The 16,614-nt window shown below is 27.0% G+C and carries 18 protein-coding genes and 1 tRNA gene; 7 read left to right on the top strand and 12 right to left on the bottom strand.

Annotated features, from left to right (window positions below; translation table 11 throughout):
* Window positions 1–526: 526 nt before the first annotated feature.
* The 4 genes from R3X25_RS14220 to R3X25_RS14205 all read right to left on the bottom strand — a co-directional run bounded on the left by R3X25_RS14220 (window position 527) and on the right by R3X25_RS14205 (window position 3,293).
* Entirely contained in the window at window positions 527–1,051 is a 525-nt protein-coding gene (locus R3X25_RS14220) for a hypothetical protein (RefSeq protein WP_317675619.1), read from the bottom strand.
* Between the two features lie 17 nt (window positions 1,052–1,068).
* On the bottom strand, window positions 1,069–1,833 hold the full coding sequence (locus tag R3X25_RS14215) for a hypothetical protein (RefSeq protein ID WP_317675618.1): 765 nt from the start codon (window positions 1,831–1,833) through the stop codon (window positions 1,069–1,071).
* 1 nt (window position 1,834) lies between these two features.
* Window positions 1,835–3,166 carry a tyrosine-type recombinase/integrase gene (locus tag R3X25_RS14210; RefSeq protein WP_317675617.1) on the bottom strand — a complete coding sequence of 444 codons (1,332 nt, stop codon included), beginning with the start codon at window positions 3,164–3,166 and terminating at the stop codon, window positions 1,835–1,837.
* Between the two features lie 53 nt (window positions 3,167–3,219).
* A tRNA-Met gene (locus tag R3X25_RS14205) sits at window positions 3,220–3,293 on the bottom strand.
* 126 nt (window positions 3,294–3,419) lie between these two features.
* Here R3X25_RS14205 and R3X25_RS14200 point away from each other — a divergent pair.
* Window positions 3,420–3,803 (top strand): START-like domain-containing protein, encoded by a 384-nt coding sequence (locus R3X25_RS14200; RefSeq protein ID WP_317675616.1) that lies wholly within the window; start codon window positions 3,420–3,422, stop codon window positions 3,801–3,803.
* An 83-nt stretch (window positions 3,804–3,886) separates the two neighbouring features.
* On the top strand, window positions 3,887–4,708 hold the full coding sequence (locus R3X25_RS14195) for an aminotransferase class IV (protein WP_317675615.1): 822 nt from the start codon (window positions 3,887–3,889) through the stop codon (window positions 4,706–4,708).
* Here the strand turns inward: R3X25_RS14195 and R3X25_RS14190 are convergent.
* The 5 genes from R3X25_RS14190 to R3X25_RS14170 form a co-directional block, all read right to left on the bottom strand.
* A complete protein-coding gene (locus R3X25_RS14190) occupies window positions 4,700–5,257 on the bottom strand; it encodes a YqgE/AlgH family protein (protein WP_317675614.1) in 558 nt (185 codons plus the stop codon). The genes R3X25_RS14195 and R3X25_RS14190 overlap by 9 nt on opposite strands.
* Window positions 5,258–5,353: 96 nt before the next feature.
* Window positions 5,354–5,626, bottom strand: a complete 273-nt coding sequence (locus tag R3X25_RS14185) for an HU family DNA-binding protein (RefSeq protein ID WP_317675613.1) — start codon at window positions 5,624–5,626, stop codon at window positions 5,354–5,356.
* Window positions 5,627–5,815: 189 nt separating this feature from the next.
* On the bottom strand, window positions 5,816–6,760 hold the full coding sequence (gene fmt / locus R3X25_RS14180) for a methionyl-tRNA formyltransferase (RefSeq protein WP_317675612.1): 945 nt from the start codon (window positions 6,758–6,760) through the stop codon (window positions 5,816–5,818).
* 1 nt (window position 6,761) lies between these two features.
* Window positions 6,762–8,657 (bottom strand): RecQ family ATP-dependent DNA helicase, encoded by a 1,896-nt coding sequence (locus R3X25_RS14175; RefSeq protein ID WP_317675611.1) that lies wholly within the window; start codon window positions 8,655–8,657, stop codon window positions 6,762–6,764.
* The gene (locus R3X25_RS14170) at window positions 8,657–9,190 is read right to left on the bottom strand and encodes an ATP-binding protein (protein ID WP_317675610.1); all 534 of its coding nucleotides are present in this window, start codon (window positions 9,188–9,190) and stop codon (window positions 8,657–8,659) included. Before R3X25_RS14170 ends, R3X25_RS14175 begins: the two co-directional genes overlap by 1 nt.
* Window positions 9,191–9,297: 107 nt before the next feature.
* On the opposite strand from R3X25_RS14170, the gene R3X25_RS14165 reads away from it, so the two are divergent.
* From R3X25_RS14165 to R3X25_RS14145, 5 genes are all read left to right on the top strand, one after another.
* Window positions 9,298–9,579: a DUF493 family protein gene (locus tag R3X25_RS14165; RefSeq protein WP_317675609.1), complete on the top strand. Its 282-nt coding sequence runs from the start codon at window positions 9,298–9,300 to the stop codon at window positions 9,577–9,579.
* A gap of 89 nt (window positions 9,580–9,668) precedes the next feature.
* Window positions 9,669–11,273, top strand: coding sequence for a peptidylprolyl isomerase (locus tag R3X25_RS14160; RefSeq protein ID WP_317675608.1), 1,605 nt, complete (start codon window positions 9,669–9,671; stop codon window positions 11,271–11,273).
* 4 nt (window positions 11,274–11,277) lie between these two features.
* Window positions 11,278–12,135 (top strand): hypothetical protein, encoded by an 858-nt coding sequence (locus tag R3X25_RS14155; RefSeq protein WP_317675607.1) that lies wholly within the window; start codon window positions 11,278–11,280, stop codon window positions 12,133–12,135.
* Window positions 12,128–13,480 carry a peptidylprolyl isomerase gene (locus tag R3X25_RS14150; protein WP_317675606.1) on the top strand — a complete coding sequence of 451 codons (1,353 nt, stop codon included), beginning with the start codon at window positions 12,128–12,130 and terminating at the stop codon, window positions 13,478–13,480. The genes R3X25_RS14155 and R3X25_RS14150 overlap by 8 nt, the downstream gene beginning before the upstream one ends.
* Window position 13,481: 1 nt before the next feature.
* The gene (locus tag R3X25_RS14145; RefSeq protein ID WP_317675605.1) at window positions 13,482–14,435 is read left to right on the top strand and encodes a MoxR family ATPase; all 954 of its coding nucleotides are present in this window, start codon (window positions 13,482–13,484) and stop codon (window positions 14,433–14,435) included.
* On the opposite strand, the gene R3X25_RS14140 is transcribed toward R3X25_RS14145, so the two are convergent.
* From R3X25_RS14140 to R3X25_RS14130, 3 genes are read right to left on the bottom strand one after another with little or no spacing between them, the layout of a single operon-like run.
* Window positions 14,427–14,978, bottom strand: coding sequence for an RsmD family RNA methyltransferase (locus tag R3X25_RS14140; RefSeq protein ID WP_317675604.1), 552 nt, complete (start codon window positions 14,976–14,978; stop codon window positions 14,427–14,429). The two genes, R3X25_RS14145 and R3X25_RS14140, sit on opposite strands and share 9 nt — an antisense overlap.
* Window positions 14,979–14,982: 4 nt before the next feature.
* Complete coding sequence (locus tag R3X25_RS14135) at window positions 14,983–15,828, bottom strand: DUF3822 family protein (RefSeq protein WP_317675603.1); 846 nt, start codon at window positions 15,826–15,828, stop codon at window positions 14,983–14,985.
* Window positions 15,803–16,528 carry a hypothetical protein gene (locus tag R3X25_RS14130; protein WP_317675602.1) on the bottom strand — a complete coding sequence of 242 codons (726 nt, stop codon included), beginning with the start codon at window positions 16,526–16,528 and terminating at the stop codon, window positions 15,803–15,805. The genes R3X25_RS14135 and R3X25_RS14130 overlap by 26 nt, the downstream gene beginning before the upstream one ends.
* Window positions 16,529–16,614: the final 86 nt, after the last annotated feature.

The following is a 16,614-nucleotide window of genomic DNA, read 5'->3' as shown; positions in this document are numbered from 1 at the left end:
AATATGCGCAATTAATTATTTTTAAAGGGTTTGAACTTCTATAATAGGTTGTTTTTGATAGTTTATCCAGAATTTTTGATAAAGAAGAAGACATGTTTATTAACGTATTTCAATTGTAGATAATATAAAAAAAAAACGTTTGTTGGGTTGATTATTTTTGATTTTCATAATCTTAACAATTCTATAAACTATGCAATTATTACACTGGAACAGGTAGGAAATGGCAAATAACAGTTTATTTTGAATTAGATGAAAAACTCTAAAATATTTACACTGGTACCAGTCACGTTTTTAAAAGTTAGATCCTGAATAATTTTATTTGTATTTAAAAAATAATCACAAATAAATATACACTGTAAAAATTGATACACCCCAGTTGTTTTTTTAGGAACTACACATAGCTCTTATAAATAAAAGGTTTTTTTGATTGTTTTTGTGGTATGTTTTATAGTTTTAAATAGTTGTGATATATTTTAAATACGTAAATATCACAAATGTATCACGTGAAATATTGCAGCTAATTTTGTTATGAAATTTTAATTATAGTATAAGCTTTTAAATCAACCAGTAAGTACTTTTCTAGTAAATCATAATTAAAACCTGGTTCAGTAAAAGAACTTTTACAAAATTGAAATGTGGTCATAATAATTGCAGAACCAGTATTTTTAACGCGTATCAAGTCCATAAGAACTTTGTCAAATTCAGTTATTATATCTTCAGGAATATTTTCATTAGGTAATTGCTTTATAGTACTGATATAATCATTCATTTGCTTTGTAGATGCTGTACAAGATTCATTATTTCTTTTGCTAAAAACAAAGGCAATCAATTGCAGAAATGAAGTTGAATTAATAAAGGAAGTATTCTTATAATAGTCAACATCTTCTGTATATAAATCCCCTTTTTTATAAGACTCAAAATGATCTCTCAAATAATTAGAAATACTTTTGTTTTCTTTTTTAGCTTCATTTGTTATCCACTCTTTTAACTCTGGAGATAGTCTAAAGTTAATTGATGCATCTTCAATTATTGTTTTTTGTTTTGCTGACATTCTAGTAATATTTTATTCTAAACTTCCACATTAAACACTTTTGATAAAATCATAGCTTCTATTTTTTTATCATCTAATTGAGGTCGTTTTCTTTTCTTTGGGTTAGTTATTTTCTTATCTGTTTTTTTAGACTGGTCCAGTTCTTTTTTTTCCAGTGTATTTTTAGGCTTTTCCTGAACCTTTGATTTTTTTTGAGTTTCTGCAATTTTCACATATCTAGAAACTAATTCAGGTATGTGTTGTAATACCAGTGTTTCTTTTGAAAAGTCAAAATCTTTGTCAAAATCTATAAAAGATCCAAAATAATTACAGACATCTTTCAAATGTGCAATAAACATTTGGTATTGGATATTAAAAGCACCAATAAGACTTAAGCTAACAGTTTCGCCTTTGTACTTTTTTATGTTTTTACAAAACCATTCTGTGATATAAATAAAAAGAGAGAGTTGTTCGTAGTATTTTTCTATTATAATTAAAAATTCAACTGTATTTAAATCTTTACTCTTTTCTAATAATTTAAAGGTGTTTTGTTGTAGAAATGTTCTTTTTTCTCCTAAATAGATATTTACTTCTGCTGCATCTTCATTGTTAACTTTTGAGCTTCCTAAATTATTATCTAAAAAATAAAAATCATTTAAGAAAGTATCTTTAATATCCTCCTTAATTTCATTCAAAACATTTTTATCAATAACTTCTTCAGGAATATAGATGATAAATTTATGATAGTAAACATTGATTAGCTCTTCTAAAAAAACATTTGTTTGTATTGGATCTATGTTCATTCTAATGTGTTTTTAGATATTTTGAATAATCTTCTGGTAATTCTGCATCTATATCTCTTAAATACTTTTCTAAAGCCACCATGGTAGAATGACCAGTGATAAACATTAATTTACTTTTTGCTTCAAAAGGAGAGGAGTTCTCTGCTAATTTTCTATACAGCTTGGTAATATATGTATGTCTAAAACTATAAAGACCATGATCTTTTCCTAAATTAAAATGTTCTTTTACAACTCGTTTAAACCTTTTAGAAAAATAATCTCTTTTATTTTTTTCTGAAGTTGTCCATTCACCACCAAATTTATCTGGTGTAAAAAGTGGGTTTTCTTTTTTTAATCCTGTTAGGTCTGGTAGATCTTGAATTAAAATATCTGGAATAATTTTTGTTTTTAAAGGACTATTCTTGGCTTTAAATGAAATGGTTTTTTCTTCCAGATTAATATCTCCAACCTTTAATCTGTTTACTTCAATTGGACGGAGGAAGTTATAGGAGATGAATTTAATATATAATAGTAGTATAGGATCCTTCTTTTCTAAATACTCGAATATTTGTTCTTGGATCTCCTTTGTGTATGTTTTGTTTCTTTCAGGTATAGCTTTTAATACTGGTATGTTCTTTATGAAGTTTGTAGGAATGATTTCATTATCTTCAAGCATTTGAAATAGACTACTTAATGCAATACGAGTATTATTTCTGCTTCTTGCACTAGTTTTAAGTAACACAGCATTTAAGTATTGAACAATTATACTTTTAGTCAGTTGTTCAGCGTATTTAATAACTGGATAGTTATCATCTAAATATTTTTTTAATGATTTTAGTCTACTAATGTAACCTTCATAAGTTCGTTCACCAACAACATTTTTCTTAATTGATAGCGCAAACTCAAAAGCTTCTGCAATAGTTTTACCAGTTGGCTTTATTATTTTTGGTGCTGGTTCAGCTATTGGTGTTATTTCTTGTTTAGTTTCAACAGTAGTTTTAACTGGTTGCTCGGATTTTTTGTTTTTTTGTTTCTGATAGAGTTCTTGATTATCTTCAAATGGATTGTATCCCAGTTTTAATAATTCAAGAATTTTTTTGCGATAGACAGATAGTACAAATAGGCGATCCTCTTTAGTTTTGTATTTGTGAGCATCTCCATAAAATGGAGTTACACGTTTTAATCTTCCTGTTTTTTGATTTCTGTAAGAGAAATAGACATACCAACGTTTTTTTAAATCACCATTGGCAATGTAGATTTTGGGGTTCGAATAATTCTTTTTCATTTGTAAATCGTATGCAAAATCGTATGCACTTTCGTATTCAAAAGTAAGAATTTCATTTAATTTAAACATAAAAAAAGCAGTTTAGAATGCTAAACTGCTGATTTACATGGTTTAAATGTTTGTAGCGTGATGCAGAATTGAACTGCAGACCTCCGGGTTATGAATCCGACGCTCTAACCAACTGAGCTACCACGCCTTTTTTGCGATTGCAAATATAAAAATTATTATTTTTATAGCAACTAAATATCATTTATATTTTTTAATAGGTTAATTTTTTTTAAAACAATAATTTATATATATTGTGCTTCAAATTATTAGAAATATGTCGAGTAAAGTTAAGTTTGAAATTGAGTTCCCGATACATGCATCAACTAAAATGTTATACCAATATTTTGCAACTCCATCTGGCTTATCAGAGTGGTTTGCAGATAATGTAAATTCTAGAGGAGAAATGTTTACTTTTATTTGGGATGGATCTGAAGAAAAAGCAAAAGTTTTGCAAGAACGTCCTGAAGAAAAAATAAAATTTAAATGGGAAGAAGATGAAGATCCAAAGTCTTATTTTGAATTTAGACTAGAAATTGATGATATTACAAAAGATGTAGCTTTGATTGTAACTGATTTTGCTGAAGAAGACGAAGTAGATGAAGCTAAAATGTTTTGGGAAAATCAAATCGACGAATTAAAACATACCATTGGTGCGTAAATAATACAAATACTAAAAACAACTAAAAAAACCTTGATTTATTCAGGGTTTTTTTATGTAATTTTGTTTCATAAATTTAGAATATGATAAACTTTAACGGAAGATTAAAACCAGATAACGAATTGTTATTTAATTCAACGAATAGAGCATTTAAATATGGAGATGCTTTGTTTGAAACCTTAAAAGTAGTGAATGGTAAAATTCTTTATACGGAGAGTCATTATTTTAGGTTAATGGCTTCAATGAGAATGTTGCGTATGGAAATTTCTATGGGTTTAACACTTGAATTTTTTGAAAGTGAAGTGTTAAAAACGGTAGAGGCTAATGAATTGATTGATGCACGTGTAAGATTAACCGTATATAGAAAAGACGGAGGGTTATACACTCCAAATTCTAATAAAGTAAATTATAGTATTGAAGCAAAAGAATTAAAAGTTGAAATTAAGCAGACTTATGAAGTTGAATTATATAAAGATTTCTATTTAAATTCAGGATTACTTTCAACTTTAAAAACTACCAATAAAATTACCAATGTTTTAGCAAGTATTTTTGCAAGTGAAAACAATTATAATAATTGTATTCTTTTAAACGAAAAGAAAAATGTTGTAGAAGCAATAAATGGTAATATTTTTATTATTTCCAATGGAGTTATAAAAACACCACCAATTTCTGATGGATGTGTAAAAGGAATTGTACGTTCTAAACTATTAGATTACTTTGATAGAACTAAAGAATATACTTGCGAAGAAATAAGTATTTCTCCATTTGACATTCAAAAAGCAGAAGAAGTTTTTGTTACAAATGTTATAGTTGGTATTCAGCCAGTTACAAATTATCGTAAAAAAGTTTTTAAAACTGAAATTTCAGAAGGCATTATAAATAAAGTGCTTCCTAATTTAGTTTAACGAAGGATTTAACGGAGCATTTGCCCAAATTTTATAATCACCACCAATTTTTAGTAATTGATTTTTCCAAATTTCTTTAGTATTTATATTAAGAATGTTTTCATAATTATTTTTAACAACAATCCATGAAGTTTCTTCTAGCTCTTGGCTTAATTGTTTTACAGACCAACCAGAATAACCTAAAAAGAATCTAATCTCACACGGTTTAATAGATTTGCTATTTAATTGTTCTGTTAACGCATTAAAATCTCCACCCCAATAAATACCGTTTGCTATTTCAACACTGTTTGGAATTCTATTAGGTATTTTATGTACAAAATATAAATTTTCTTTTTCTACAGGTCCACCATTATAAACCGTAAAATTGCAATTTATTTCAGGGATCAAATCGTTAATAACAAATTCGGTAGGTTTGTTTATAATAAATCCAATGCTACCTTCATTATTATGTTCTGTTAAATAAATTACCGATCTATTAAATGATTGATCATTCAAAATAGAAGGTTCAGAAATTAATAATTTACCTTTTTCAGGAATTAATGCAGACATAGGTTTTTTTCTTTTTTTAAATATAGTAAAATTTAGGAATAAAAAAAACTCTCTATTTAATAGAGAGTTTTTATAAGTAATAAATTATTGTATTTATTAGTTTACGGCATCGCTAAATCCAGCTCCTGCTTTAAACTTCACAACATTTTTAGCTGCGATTTCAATAGTTTTTCCAGTTTGAGGGTTTCTACCAGTTCTTGCTGCTCTTTGAGATACAGACCAAGTTCCCCATCCAACTAATGCAACTTTCCCACCTTTTTTAAGTGTAGCTGTTACGTTATCAGTTAAAGATTCTAAAGCTGCTTTAGCTGCTACTTTTGAGATGCCTGCATCAGCTGCCATTGCATCAATTAATTCTGATTTGTTCATAATTTTAATATTAAATTTATTGGTTAAACAATTTATTTTGCTTTTAAAAGCATAACAAAGTTAGACGGAATAAGGGCTTGTGCAAGTTTTGATTAAAAAAAGACACTATTTTGTTAATAAAAGATAACTTTTGTTAATAACCTTAAGCTTATTTCTAGATAAAACGCTGTAAAGCCTATTATATAAGGCTTAAAGTACTTTTGAGTTTTGGTTAAAAGTATAGCCATTTAATAAACTTTTAGTATCCATTTTTTTCTTACCAGCTAGTTGTAAGCTTTTTATATTTATAAATCCATTTTTAACTGCAATTTTCAATTCAGATTTCGAAGTTACTATAGAACCTACTGTAAAAGAATGTTCTTCAAGCTCTTTTTTTACAGTATAAATTTTAAGTTTAATTTCAGAATCACCGTTTATTAAAGTTGTCCATGCTGCTGGATATGGATTTAAACCTCGAATAAGATTGTAAATAGTATTAATGTTTTCATGCCAATTAATTCTACAGGTTTCAGTAAATATTTTTGGAGCAGGTTTAGTATCTTTTTTAGGTTGTTTTATTGTTTCAACAGTGCCTTGTTCTATCATTTGAACTGTTTGAACAACTAACTTACTTCCAACATTCATTAATTTATCATGTAGTTCTCCAACAATTTCGTCCTTTCCAATACTAACTTCTTCATTTAAAATAATATTTCCAGTATCAATTTTTTCATCAATAAAAAAAGTAGAAACTCCAGTTTTAGTTTCTCCATTTATAATAGCCCAATTAATTGGTGCAGCTCCTCTATAATCTGGTAAAAGCGAGGCATGAAGGTTAAATGTACCAAACTCTGGCATTTTCCAAACAACATTTGGTAACATTCTAAATGCTACTACTATTTGAAGATTAGCTTTTAATGAACGAAGTTCTTCAATAAAATCTTCGTTTTTTAAATTGGTTGGTTGTAATATATTTAATTGATGTTCTAATGCGTATTTTTTTACAGCCGATTGATTTAATTTTCGTCCTCTTCCAGCAGGTTTATCGGGAGCTGTAATTACACCAACCACTTTAAAGCCAGCTTTTAGAATAGCGTCTAATGTTGCAACTGCAAAATCAGGTGTTCCCATAAAAACAATTCTTAAATCTCTCATATTACTTATATAATTTGAATTTATTCTGCGAAGTTATCGCAATTTTATTTTTTTCAATTAAAATTTTTAATGAATTTAAAACAGGTTCTTTTTCTAATTCTAAAAGGTCACAAATTTGAAATGATGTTAATTCTGAATTTATACGTAGTAGATTTAAAATAGGTTGTTCAATAGTTGAAATTTGTATTTTTTTGTTTTTTGCAATACATATATCACAATTGTTACAATTTTCAGAAACTTTTTCATTAAAGTATTGAAGTAATTGAATATTTCTACACGTTTTATTATTTGTAAAATAATTTAAAACAGCCTTTAGCTTATTTAATTTTAATGTGTTTTGCTGTTCTATTCTAGGTTTTATTTTATTAATTGTATAATTATCTTCTCGCTCTATTAAAAAAGTTAATTTTGAAGTTGAATTCTCAAATTTGTAATGTACATATCCATCTTTATTTAATATATGGAGTTGTTTTATTACTTCATTTTTATGAATCCCCAATTTTTTGGAGAGAAAAGCTTCATTTATAACCGTGTAATGTTCAAATATTCCACCATAATTTCTTAAAATAAGATTTATTAAGGGATTTAATTTTGGATGGTTTTCAATAAAATTTAATACTTGGTTATTTGAAACAATAAATTTTAAGGTAGATTTTTTTGAGTAATTTTCATCTAAAAGCAACACTTCTTCTCGTTCTAAAACTTTTATGGCATTAAATGTTTGAAGGTAGTTTAGTTTGTAAATTACACAAAACTCTTGTAAAGAAAAGTCAAAAACATGATTTGGAAGTTCGCCTATTGAAATTCTAAAAAATTGGTTTAAATGATTGTATATTTCTTTTACAAAGCTTGTTGACGCTATAGTGTTATTATACTTTTGTTCAGCTTCAAATAATTGAGATTTGTTGGTAATAGCAATAGCATATGATGGTTTTCCATCTCTACCAGCTCTACCAGCTTCTTGGATATAGTTTTCAATACTTTGTGGAATATTAATGTGAATTACACACCTTACATTTGCTTTATCTATTCCCATTCCAAAAGCATTTGTAGCCACAATTGTAGGAGTTTTTTCGTTCATCCAAAGCTCAAAAGCAGAATTTTTTTCTGTTACAGAAAGTCCACCATGATAATAACAACTTTTTATGCCATTTCTATTTAAAAAGGAGGAAACCTCTTTTGTTTGTTTTCGGTTATTTGTGTAAACAATTGAAGGTTCTTTTAATCTATTTAATAATTGAAGAAGTTTTCCGTAAACATCTTCTGTATGTATTACATTGTAGTTTAGGTTTGTGCGTTTAAAAGATTTTTTAAACAAAACAGCATTTTCAAGTTCTAGTTGCTTTTGTATATCGTTTAAAACTTTGTTAGTAGCTGTTGCCGTTAAAGCAATGGTTGTAGCATTTGGTTTTAATTCTCTTAACGTATTTAATTTTAAATAAGAAGGTCTAAAATCGTGTCCCCATTCTGAAATACAATGCGCTTCATCAATAGCAATTGTACTAACATTTAATTGTTTAATTTTTTCCTGAACTAAAGCCGATTGAAATTTTTCGGGTGATAAATACAAAAATTTATAATCTCCAAACTGAAGGTTGTCAAAGGCTCTAATTAAATCATCTTCCGATAGTTGAGAAGTTAAAGCAACTGCTTTTATTCCTTTTTGTTGTAAACTAGTTACCTGGTCGTTAATTAAAGCAATTAAAGGTGAAACTACAATGCAAATACCTTCTTGAGCTAATGCAGGTATTTGATAACAAAGCGATTTTCCTCCACCTGTAGGTAATAAAACAAGTGTATCTTTTTTTTCTAAAACTGATTGAATTATAGCTTCTTGAGGTTCTCTAAATTCTGAAAATCCCCAATATTTTTTCAATATTTCTGTTATTGAAAGCATTATTTAATGGCATTCAAAATAAAATCTGTACGTTCTTCAACTGTTCCAATTGGAACTTCAGTTATATGGTAGCCAATTTCTTTATAGCTGCGTTCTAAATGATTGTGAATAGCAAGTGCTTGTTCAAAACTTTCATAACGTTCATTGTCTGAAATATAAATTTCTTCCCAAGGTGGCATTAAAAAAATATAATCGTATTTATGAAATTTACTTTTTTCAATATAAATATCTGGGTAATCGATACTAATATAATTCATGTAAGCATGTACATCGGGAATTCCTCTATCAAAAAATACTAAATCACTTGTTGTTTTTTCAGCTTCAAGGTATTGATTAACTCTTCCTTCTAATAATAATTTACTAAATAGTAATGGCTTTTTTAAAAATAGCTGTTCAATTCCTCTTTCTCGAGCATCTAAAGTTACCTGCCTTGAAATTTCTTCAAAACAAGTATAATTTCTTTTAATTAACTCGTTAATTACTGTTGATTTGCCAGTTCCTGGACCACCTATAATTACAATTTTTTGTTGCATAATGCAAAAATAAGGATTTAGTAAAAATATTAATGTAATTTTGTCAGCTAATATTAACAAATTAATGTTGGTATTATAATTGTTTAGCCTTTATATAAAAGATATATATGGATTCTAGAGATCAATTTTATAAAAAACTTCAAAAAAAATTAAAAAAGGATACTAAATTTCCTTCAAAGTACTTGTTTAAATTTATTGTTCCTTCGAATGAAGAAAAAATTTTACAAGTAGAAAACATGTTTAATCATGAAGGAGCTGTGATTACCAAAAAAGCTTCAAAAACAGGTAAATTTACTAGTTTATCAATATTAGTAGTTATGAAAAAAGCTGAAAATGTTATTCAAAAATATAAAGATGCAGAAAAAGTTGAAGGCATTATATCTTTATAATGATTTATACAGGTTTTTCAAAAAATAAAAAATAAATTGCAACGTTTTTATTATTTACAAATCAATAACTATTCAAAATATATTTACTAATGAATTTTAAATATCTACTGTTCACTTTTTTATTTATAACGGTTAATTTATTCTCACAAAAAAAAGAAAAAGTTTTATTTACAGTGGCTGATGAGCCTGTATTAACTTCTGAATTTATAAATGTTTATAAGAAAAATTTAAACTTAATAAACGAAGGAGAAAACGGAATTGATAATTATTTAGAATTATATATAAATTACAAATTAAAAGTAAAACAGGCCAAAGATTTAAAGCTAGATACACTTTCGCAATATAAAAAAGAATTAAATCAATATAAGGAGTCTTTGCTAATGCCTTATTTAAAAGACGAAGCAGTAACAAATAAATTAGTAAAAGAGGCTTACGAAAGAATGTTGAAAGAGGTTAATGCGAGTCATATTTTAATTTTTTCAAAAAAGGAAGATACACCAGCAGATACCTTGGCAGCGTTTAATAAATTAGTAGAAGCTAGAAAAAAGATAGTGGATGGAGCAGATTTTGAAACAATTGCAAAAGAGTATTCTGAAGATCCTTCAGTAAAACAAAATGGAGGTGATATAGGTTATTTTACTGCTTTACAAATGGTTTACCCATTTGAAAACGTAGCTTACAACACTAAAATTGGAGAAGTTTCAGAACCGTTTAAAACTAAATTTGGATACCATATTTTAAAAATAAATAACATACGTAAAGCTCAAGGTGAAGTTGAAGTGGCACATATAATGTTAAAAACACCTTCTGATAAAAATAAAAATAAGATTGATTCAATTTACAAGTTGCTAACAGTTGATAAACAAGATTTTGGCGCTTTAGCTAAAAAGTTTTCTCAAGATGCATCAAGTGCAATTAAGGGTGGTAAAATGAAGAAATTCACTTATGGTAGAATGTTAGAGCCGTTTGCTAAACAAGCTTTTGCTATAGAAAATGAAGAGGAAATTGCAAAACCATTTAAAACTAAATTTGGTTGGCATATTATTAAATTACTTAAAAAATATCCAGTTGAAAGTTTTAATGCTATTGAAGAAGAGTTAAAACAAAAAATAGAAAAAGACAGTCGCTCTAATTTAATAGGAAAATCTATAATTGATAGTTTGTATAAAAATTATACAATCAAAGTTAATTCAGTAAGTTTAAAACAATTTAATACTGTTAACTGGAAAGAAACACCAGAAAAATTCACTTCAGAATTGTTGAAAATTCAAGATAAAAATATTTTGCAACAAGATTTTATATTGTTTTTAAAAAAAGCAAAAGGCCTAAACGTAAATGAAGCTTTTGAAAAATTTAAAGAAACTGAAGTTTTAACGTATTATAAAGAAAATTTACAATTTACAAACCCTACATTTGCAGCTACATTAAAAGAATTTAGTGAAGGATTAATGTTATTTGAATTGTTAGAACAAAAAGTTTGGGAAAAATCAAAAGATAGTACTGGGCTAACTAATTTCTATAACAACCTTAAAGCTGAAAAGTATAAAAATAAAGAGCTTAAAAATATAAAAGGAAAGGTAATTTCAGATTATCAAAACAAATTAGAAGAAAATTGGATTCAAGAGCTTTATAATACCTATAAAGTTGAAGTGAATAAAAGAGAAAAGAAAAAAGTTTTAAAACAAAAGTTTTAAGTAGTTGAATAAAGTTTTAATATATATATATATTGCGGTATTATTCTCATCATGCGATTATTTTTCGTTGCGTAAAGATGATAGAGAAGCTGTGGCAAGAGTTGGAGAAAATTATTTATATAAAAATGATTTAGATAACATTGTTACGGATAATATTCCTAAACAAGATAGTATTTTACTAACTACAAACTATATTAATAATTGGATTAAGCAGCAATTATTATTATCCAAAGCAAAAATTAATTTGGCAGATAAACAAAGTGAATTCGACGAACTTGTTTCAAAATATCGTCAGGATTTGTTTATAAACTCATATAAAGAAGCTGTAGTACAAGAATATTTAAATGTTGATATTACACAAAGTGATATTGATAAGTTTTATAAAAATAACAGCCAAAACTTTATGCTAAACGAAGAGTTGTTAAAACTAAAATATATAAAACTCAACAATAAAATTCAAGATAAAAAAGTAATTGAAAAGCTGTTTAAATCTTCAAAAATAGAAGATACTAAAGCTTTACAAGAACAACATTTATCGTTAGAATCATTTCATTTAAATGATTCTATTTGGGTTAAATACAGCGATTTGTTAGCTCAAGTTCCAATTCTAAAGGAAATGGATAAAAATGAAATTTTAAAAAAAGGAAATTTTATTAAAAAAGAAGATTCATTAAGTTTATATTTGGTAACTGTTAAAGATGTTTTATATAGAAATAACATAGCTCCCAAAAGTTATATTACACCAACAATTGAACAAATGATTTTACACCAACGTAAGCTGTTGTTGTTAAAAAATATTGAAAAAACATTATTTGAAGATGCACAAAAAGAAGAACAATTTGAAATATTTAAAAATGAGTAAAAATAGTTTAGTAATCGCTTTCTTATTTGCCTTTATTGGTATAAAAGCCCAAAACTCTGAAAGAATTAAAATAGATGGAGTTTCAGTAGTTGTAGGTGAAAATATAGTTTTAGATTCTGATATTGATAAATTTAAAAAAGAATTAGCACAAAGAACTGAAGGAAAAGTTGACATTTCAGATTGTGAAATTTTAGAAGAAATAATGACACAGAAATTACTTGCACACCATGCAGTAGTTGATAGTATTGTAGTTTCAGATGCTGAAGTTGAAAGCGAAGTAGAACGTAATATTTCATATTTTAAGCAACAATTAGGTTCCTTAGAGAAAGTAGTTGATTATTACGGTTTTTCTGATGAAGAAGATTTAAGAAATGAATTAGGAAGCATTCAAAGAGAGCAATTACTAATTCAAAGAGAAAGAGCTAGCCTAACTGAAAACGTTGATGTTACACCAGAAGAAGTTAGAACGTATTTTAAAAATTTAGAAGTAGATAATAACTTACCAGAATTTAGTGCAGAAATAGAATTAGCGCAAATTGTTAAAATTTTAAAACCTTCTGAAGAAGAAACCAAAAGAGTTTTAGATAAGTTAAATGAGCTTAAAAAAGACATTGAAAATGGCTATAGCTTTCGATTAAAAGCTATTATTAATTCTGATGATCCAGGAGTTTCTCAAAATGGAGGATTGTACACATTAACTAGAGAAAGTGGATTTATAAAAGAATTTAAAGAAATAGCTTTTAGTTTAGACGAAGGTGAAATTTCAGAACCTTTTGAATCTGGTTTTGGTTTCCATATTTTACAAGTTGAAAAAATAAAAGGACAAGAAAGAGATGTACGTCATATTTTAATTCAGCCAAAAATTAGTGACGAAGAATTAGCAAAATCTTTAGAAGAATTAGCAAAAATTAGAACTCAAATTTTAAATAACGAAATTTCTTTTGAAGATGCAGTTGCTAAATATTCAGAAGACAAAGACACAAAAAATAATAAAGGACTACTACTAAATTCTCAAACTAACGATACCCATTTTGATTTAACAAGAATGGATCCTAATCTATTTAATAAAGTTAGTAGCTTAAAACAAGGAGAAATAACAGAGCCTTTTTATGAAGATGTTAGAGGTGGAGAAAAAATGCACAAAATTATTTTAGTAAAATCTAAAGTAGATGGGCATAAAGCTGAATTTACTAAAGACTATGAGAAAATTCAACAATTAACACTTCAGAAAAAACAAGAAGAAACTGTTGAAAAATGGTCAAAAGATAAAATAAACGATACGTACATTAAAATAAATAAAGATTATAAAAAATGTACTTTCGATAAAAATTGGAAAAAAGATTAATATGTCTGACGTTACAGCACTTAAAAATTTAGTTGAAACTTTTAAAGCCTTAAAGGCTGAAATTGGTAAAATAATAATTGGTCAGAACGATGCCGTAGATCATGTATTATTATCTATTTTAAGTGGTGGACACTCCTTATTAATTGGTGTGCCAGGTTTAGCTAAAACCCTAATGGTAAGTACAATTTCTGAAACATTAGGTTTAGATTTTAAAAGAATTCAGTTTACACCAGATTTAATGCCTTCTGATATTTTAGGAAGTGAAATATTAGACGAAACAAATAATTTTAAATTTATAAAAGGGCCAATTTTTAGTAATATTATTTTAGCGGATGAAATAAATAGAACACCTCCAAAAACGCAAGCAGCTTTGTTAGAAGCTATGCAAGAGCGTTCTGTTACGGTTGCCGGACACCATTATAAATTAGCAAAACCATTTTTTGTATTAGCAACTCAAAATCCAATTGAGCAGGAGGGAACTTATCCTTTACCCGAAGCACAATTAGATAGGTTTATGTTTTCTATAGAGTTAACATACCCTTCTTTTGAAGAAGAAATTGAAGTTGTTAAAAGTACAACTAACGATGAGTTTCCAAAATTAAACACTTTATTATCTTCAGAACAGATTAATGAATTTCAACATTTAATTCGTAGAATTCCTGTAACAGATAATGTTATTGAGTATGCTGTTAAGCTTGTTTCAAAAACACGACCTAAAGGTGAATACGCCACAGATTTAGTAAATAATTATGTAGATTGGGGTGCAGGCCCAAGAGCTTCACAAAATTTAATTTTAGGTGCAAAAGCGTATGCAGCGGTTAATGGAAAATATTCTCCAGATATTGAAGATGTACAAGCTGTAGCTTTTTCTATTTTAAGACATAGAGTAGTTAAAAACTACAAAGCAGAAGCAGAAGGTATTTCGGAAAAGAAAATTATTGAATCGTTATTCTAATTCAGTGTTTAATTCAAAAAAACTAAACATATTTCCACCATATTTTTTTGAATAGCTAAAACTAGGCAAATGATCTAGTTTTGTATGTTTTGAATGTTCTACAATTAAAACACCATTGTTATTTAAAAAATTGCTATCAAATACCAATTTTACAATATTTTCAAACTGTTCAATTTCAAAATTGTAAGGTGGATCAGCAAAAATAACGTCATATTTTCCTGAAGCTTTTCCTAAATATTTAAAAACATCACTTTTTATAGTATTAATATTTAAGTCAAGTTCGTTAGAAATTTGATTTATATATTTAACACAACCAAAATGAGCATCTACTGAAGTTATATTTTCAGTACCTCTAGAGGCAAACTCAAAACTTATGTTACCTGTACCCGAAAATAAGTCAAGTACTTGTATGTTATGGAAGTAATATAAGTTGTTTAGAATATTAAATAAGGCCTCTTTTGCCATATCTGTTGTTGGACGAACAGGTAGGTTTTTTGGAGCTGTTAAACGTTTACTTTTGAATTTTCCTGAAATAATTCTCATTAAATTATAATTGACTTAAAAGTGTATAGTATGAGTGTTTTGATAGTTCATTATTTAATAATGAAGGAAAGTTTTTAACTTCTAAAAACGAAATGTTTCTTATATATTGGTAACAAACAGTATAAAGTTCAGATTCTTTCTCAATTTCTCCAGATAATTTTAATTCAAATTCTTCTGGATTTAATTCTAATTGTTCAGCAGTAAATAATAGATAATAAATAAAATCTTCTTTAGTTTTAAAACTAAATTGATTGTATAATTGAAATTTAGTATTCTTTAAAATTACAAGTTCAAATGTATTGTTTAATACATTAATAAACATATAATCTTTATCGTTGTTTTTGTAGTTAACTAATATAGTTTCAATTAATCGAGTAGAAGAATGTTTAAAAACAAAAGTTCCATAAATGTCAATTAAAAAATTATTAATATTAACAAAGGGAATGTAGACATTAACAATATCTGAATTTTCAATTTCATCAAAAGTAACATAGTCATTTTCTAAAAGTTTAACAGAATATTTTAAATAACTTTCTAGGTTATCCTTGTCTAAAAATGGTTTTGGTACTTGCGTAATTAAATTATTGTAATGTGTAACTAATACAGATTTAAAATTTGATTTTAAAATAGTTTCTTTTTCAAATACGTCCTTTATAAAAACTAGATGTTGTTCTGGAGTAATTGTTGTATCATATTCTAATTCATACGAACTTAAAGCTACGATCTCTTTTTCATATGAGTTATAGATACAAAAAGAAAATCCATCCAAACTAATTTGGATGGATAGACTATTCTCATTTAGATTTTTTAAATCTATAGTATTATTAATCTTTTTTATCTCCTTTATCATAAAATGGAGGCCAGTTACCATCTTCACTAACTTCTGCTAAAGAACCAACTCTAAGAAACTCACCTTTTATTTCTTCACCACCAATTGCTTCTTTTTCTTGTTTAATTAAATTATAATCCATTCCTTTTAAAACGATAGCTTTATCAACTTTAATTTCAAATACAGGAGCTTTTAAACCAGCAATTTTTTCAATTACGCCAACTTCAATTTTGAATTTTTTACCTTCAGTTCCTGGAATATTCATCATGTTTTTATAATCTTTACCAACAAAATTAGCTCTTACATCTTTGTAGCCAACAGTGTCAACAATTCTTTCTTCAATTTCTTTAGTAATACCACCACCAAGACTAACTGTTTTTGGAACGTTTTTTACTTCAGTAACAGCAAATTTTGCAGTATCAATAAATTTAATTAAATCCTCTCCTTTAGCAGTGTATTTACCAGTTACTTGTTTGTGAGCAACTTCAGCATCTCTAATAATTTTCATATTTTCGATAACTTTTGCGTAACGTACTTTTTTCTCTTTATTAAATTTAACTGGTTTTTGAATTTCAAAATTAATTTTGTAAACTAAAAATGCTGCTAATGCAATTAAAATAATTGAAACTATCCAATGCAATTTTCTTGGAATGAAATTTACAATGAGGTAAGCTAATAAGCCTGTAACTACTATACCTGCAAGTATAATTAAAAATGTCATAATGTTATGTATTAAATTTTAGTGTCTATATACGCAAATCTACAAATTTTTTTCATTCAGAAAAACTTTTCAGTATAAAGTATTTG

This window comes from Lutibacter sp. TH_r2 (genome assembly GCF_033101135.1).
Taxonomy (GTDB): Bacteria; Bacteroidota; Bacteroidia; order Flavobacteriales; family Flavobacteriaceae; genus Lutibacter.
The sequence above is the reverse complement of the archived record's forward strand: the minus strand, read 5'-3'. Positions and strand labels throughout refer to the sequence as shown.

Excerpts from the sequence above, each read along its gene's own strand:
- R3X25_RS14220 (WP_317675619.1), bottom strand. The coding sequence starts at position 1,051 with ATGTCAGCAAAACAAAAAACAATAATTGAAGATGCATCAATTAACTTT.
- R3X25_RS14215 (WP_317675618.1), bottom strand. The coding sequence starts at position 1,833 with ATGAACATAGATCCAATACAAACAAATGTTTTTTTAGAAGAGCTAATC.
- R3X25_RS14210 (WP_317675617.1), bottom strand. The coding sequence starts at position 3,166 with ATGTTTAAATTAAATGAAATTCTTACTTTTGAATACGAAAGTGCATAC.
- R3X25_RS14200 (WP_317675616.1), top strand. The coding sequence starts at position 3,420 with ATGTCGAGTAAAGTTAAGTTTGAAATTGAGTTCCCGATACATGCATCA.
- R3X25_RS14195 (WP_317675615.1), top strand. The coding sequence starts at position 3,887 with ATGATAAACTTTAACGGAAGATTAAAACCAGATAACGAATTGTTATTT.
- R3X25_RS14190 (WP_317675614.1), bottom strand. The coding sequence starts at position 5,257 with ATGTCTGCATTAATTCCTGAAAAAGGTAAATTATTAATTTCTGAACCT.
- R3X25_RS14185 (WP_317675613.1), bottom strand. The coding sequence starts at position 5,626 with ATGAACAAATCAGAATTAATTGATGCAATGGCAGCTGATGCAGGCATC.
- fmt (WP_317675612.1), bottom strand. The coding sequence starts at position 6,760 with ATGAGAGATTTAAGAATTGTTTTTATGGGAACACCTGATTTTGCAGTT.
- R3X25_RS14175 (WP_317675611.1), bottom strand. The coding sequence starts at position 8,657 with ATGCTTTCAATAACAGAAATATTGAAAAAATATTGGGGATTTTCAGAA.
- R3X25_RS14170 (WP_317675610.1), bottom strand. The coding sequence starts at position 9,190 with ATGCAACAAAAAATTGTAATTATAGGTGGTCCAGGAACTGGCAAATCA.
- R3X25_RS14165 (WP_317675609.1), top strand. The coding sequence starts at position 9,298 with ATGGATTCTAGAGATCAATTTTATAAAAAACTTCAAAAAAAATTAAAA.
- R3X25_RS14160 (WP_317675608.1), top strand. The coding sequence starts at position 9,669 with ATGAATTTTAAATATCTACTGTTCACTTTTTTATTTATAACGGTTAAT.
- R3X25_RS14150 (WP_317675606.1), top strand. The coding sequence starts at position 12,128 with ATGAGTAAAAATAGTTTAGTAATCGCTTTCTTATTTGCCTTTATTGGT.
- R3X25_RS14145 (WP_317675605.1), top strand. The coding sequence starts at position 13,482 with ATGTCTGACGTTACAGCACTTAAAAATTTAGTTGAAACTTTTAAAGCC.
- R3X25_RS14140 (WP_317675604.1), bottom strand. The coding sequence starts at position 14,978 with ATGAGAATTATTTCAGGAAAATTCAAAAGTAAACGTTTAACAGCTCCA.
- R3X25_RS14135 (WP_317675603.1), bottom strand. The coding sequence starts at position 15,828 with ATGATAAAGGAGATAAAAAAGATTAATAATACTATAGATTTAAAAAAT.
- R3X25_RS14130 (WP_317675602.1), bottom strand. The coding sequence starts at position 16,528 with ATGACATTTTTAATTATACTTGCAGGTATAGTAGTTACAGGCTTATTA.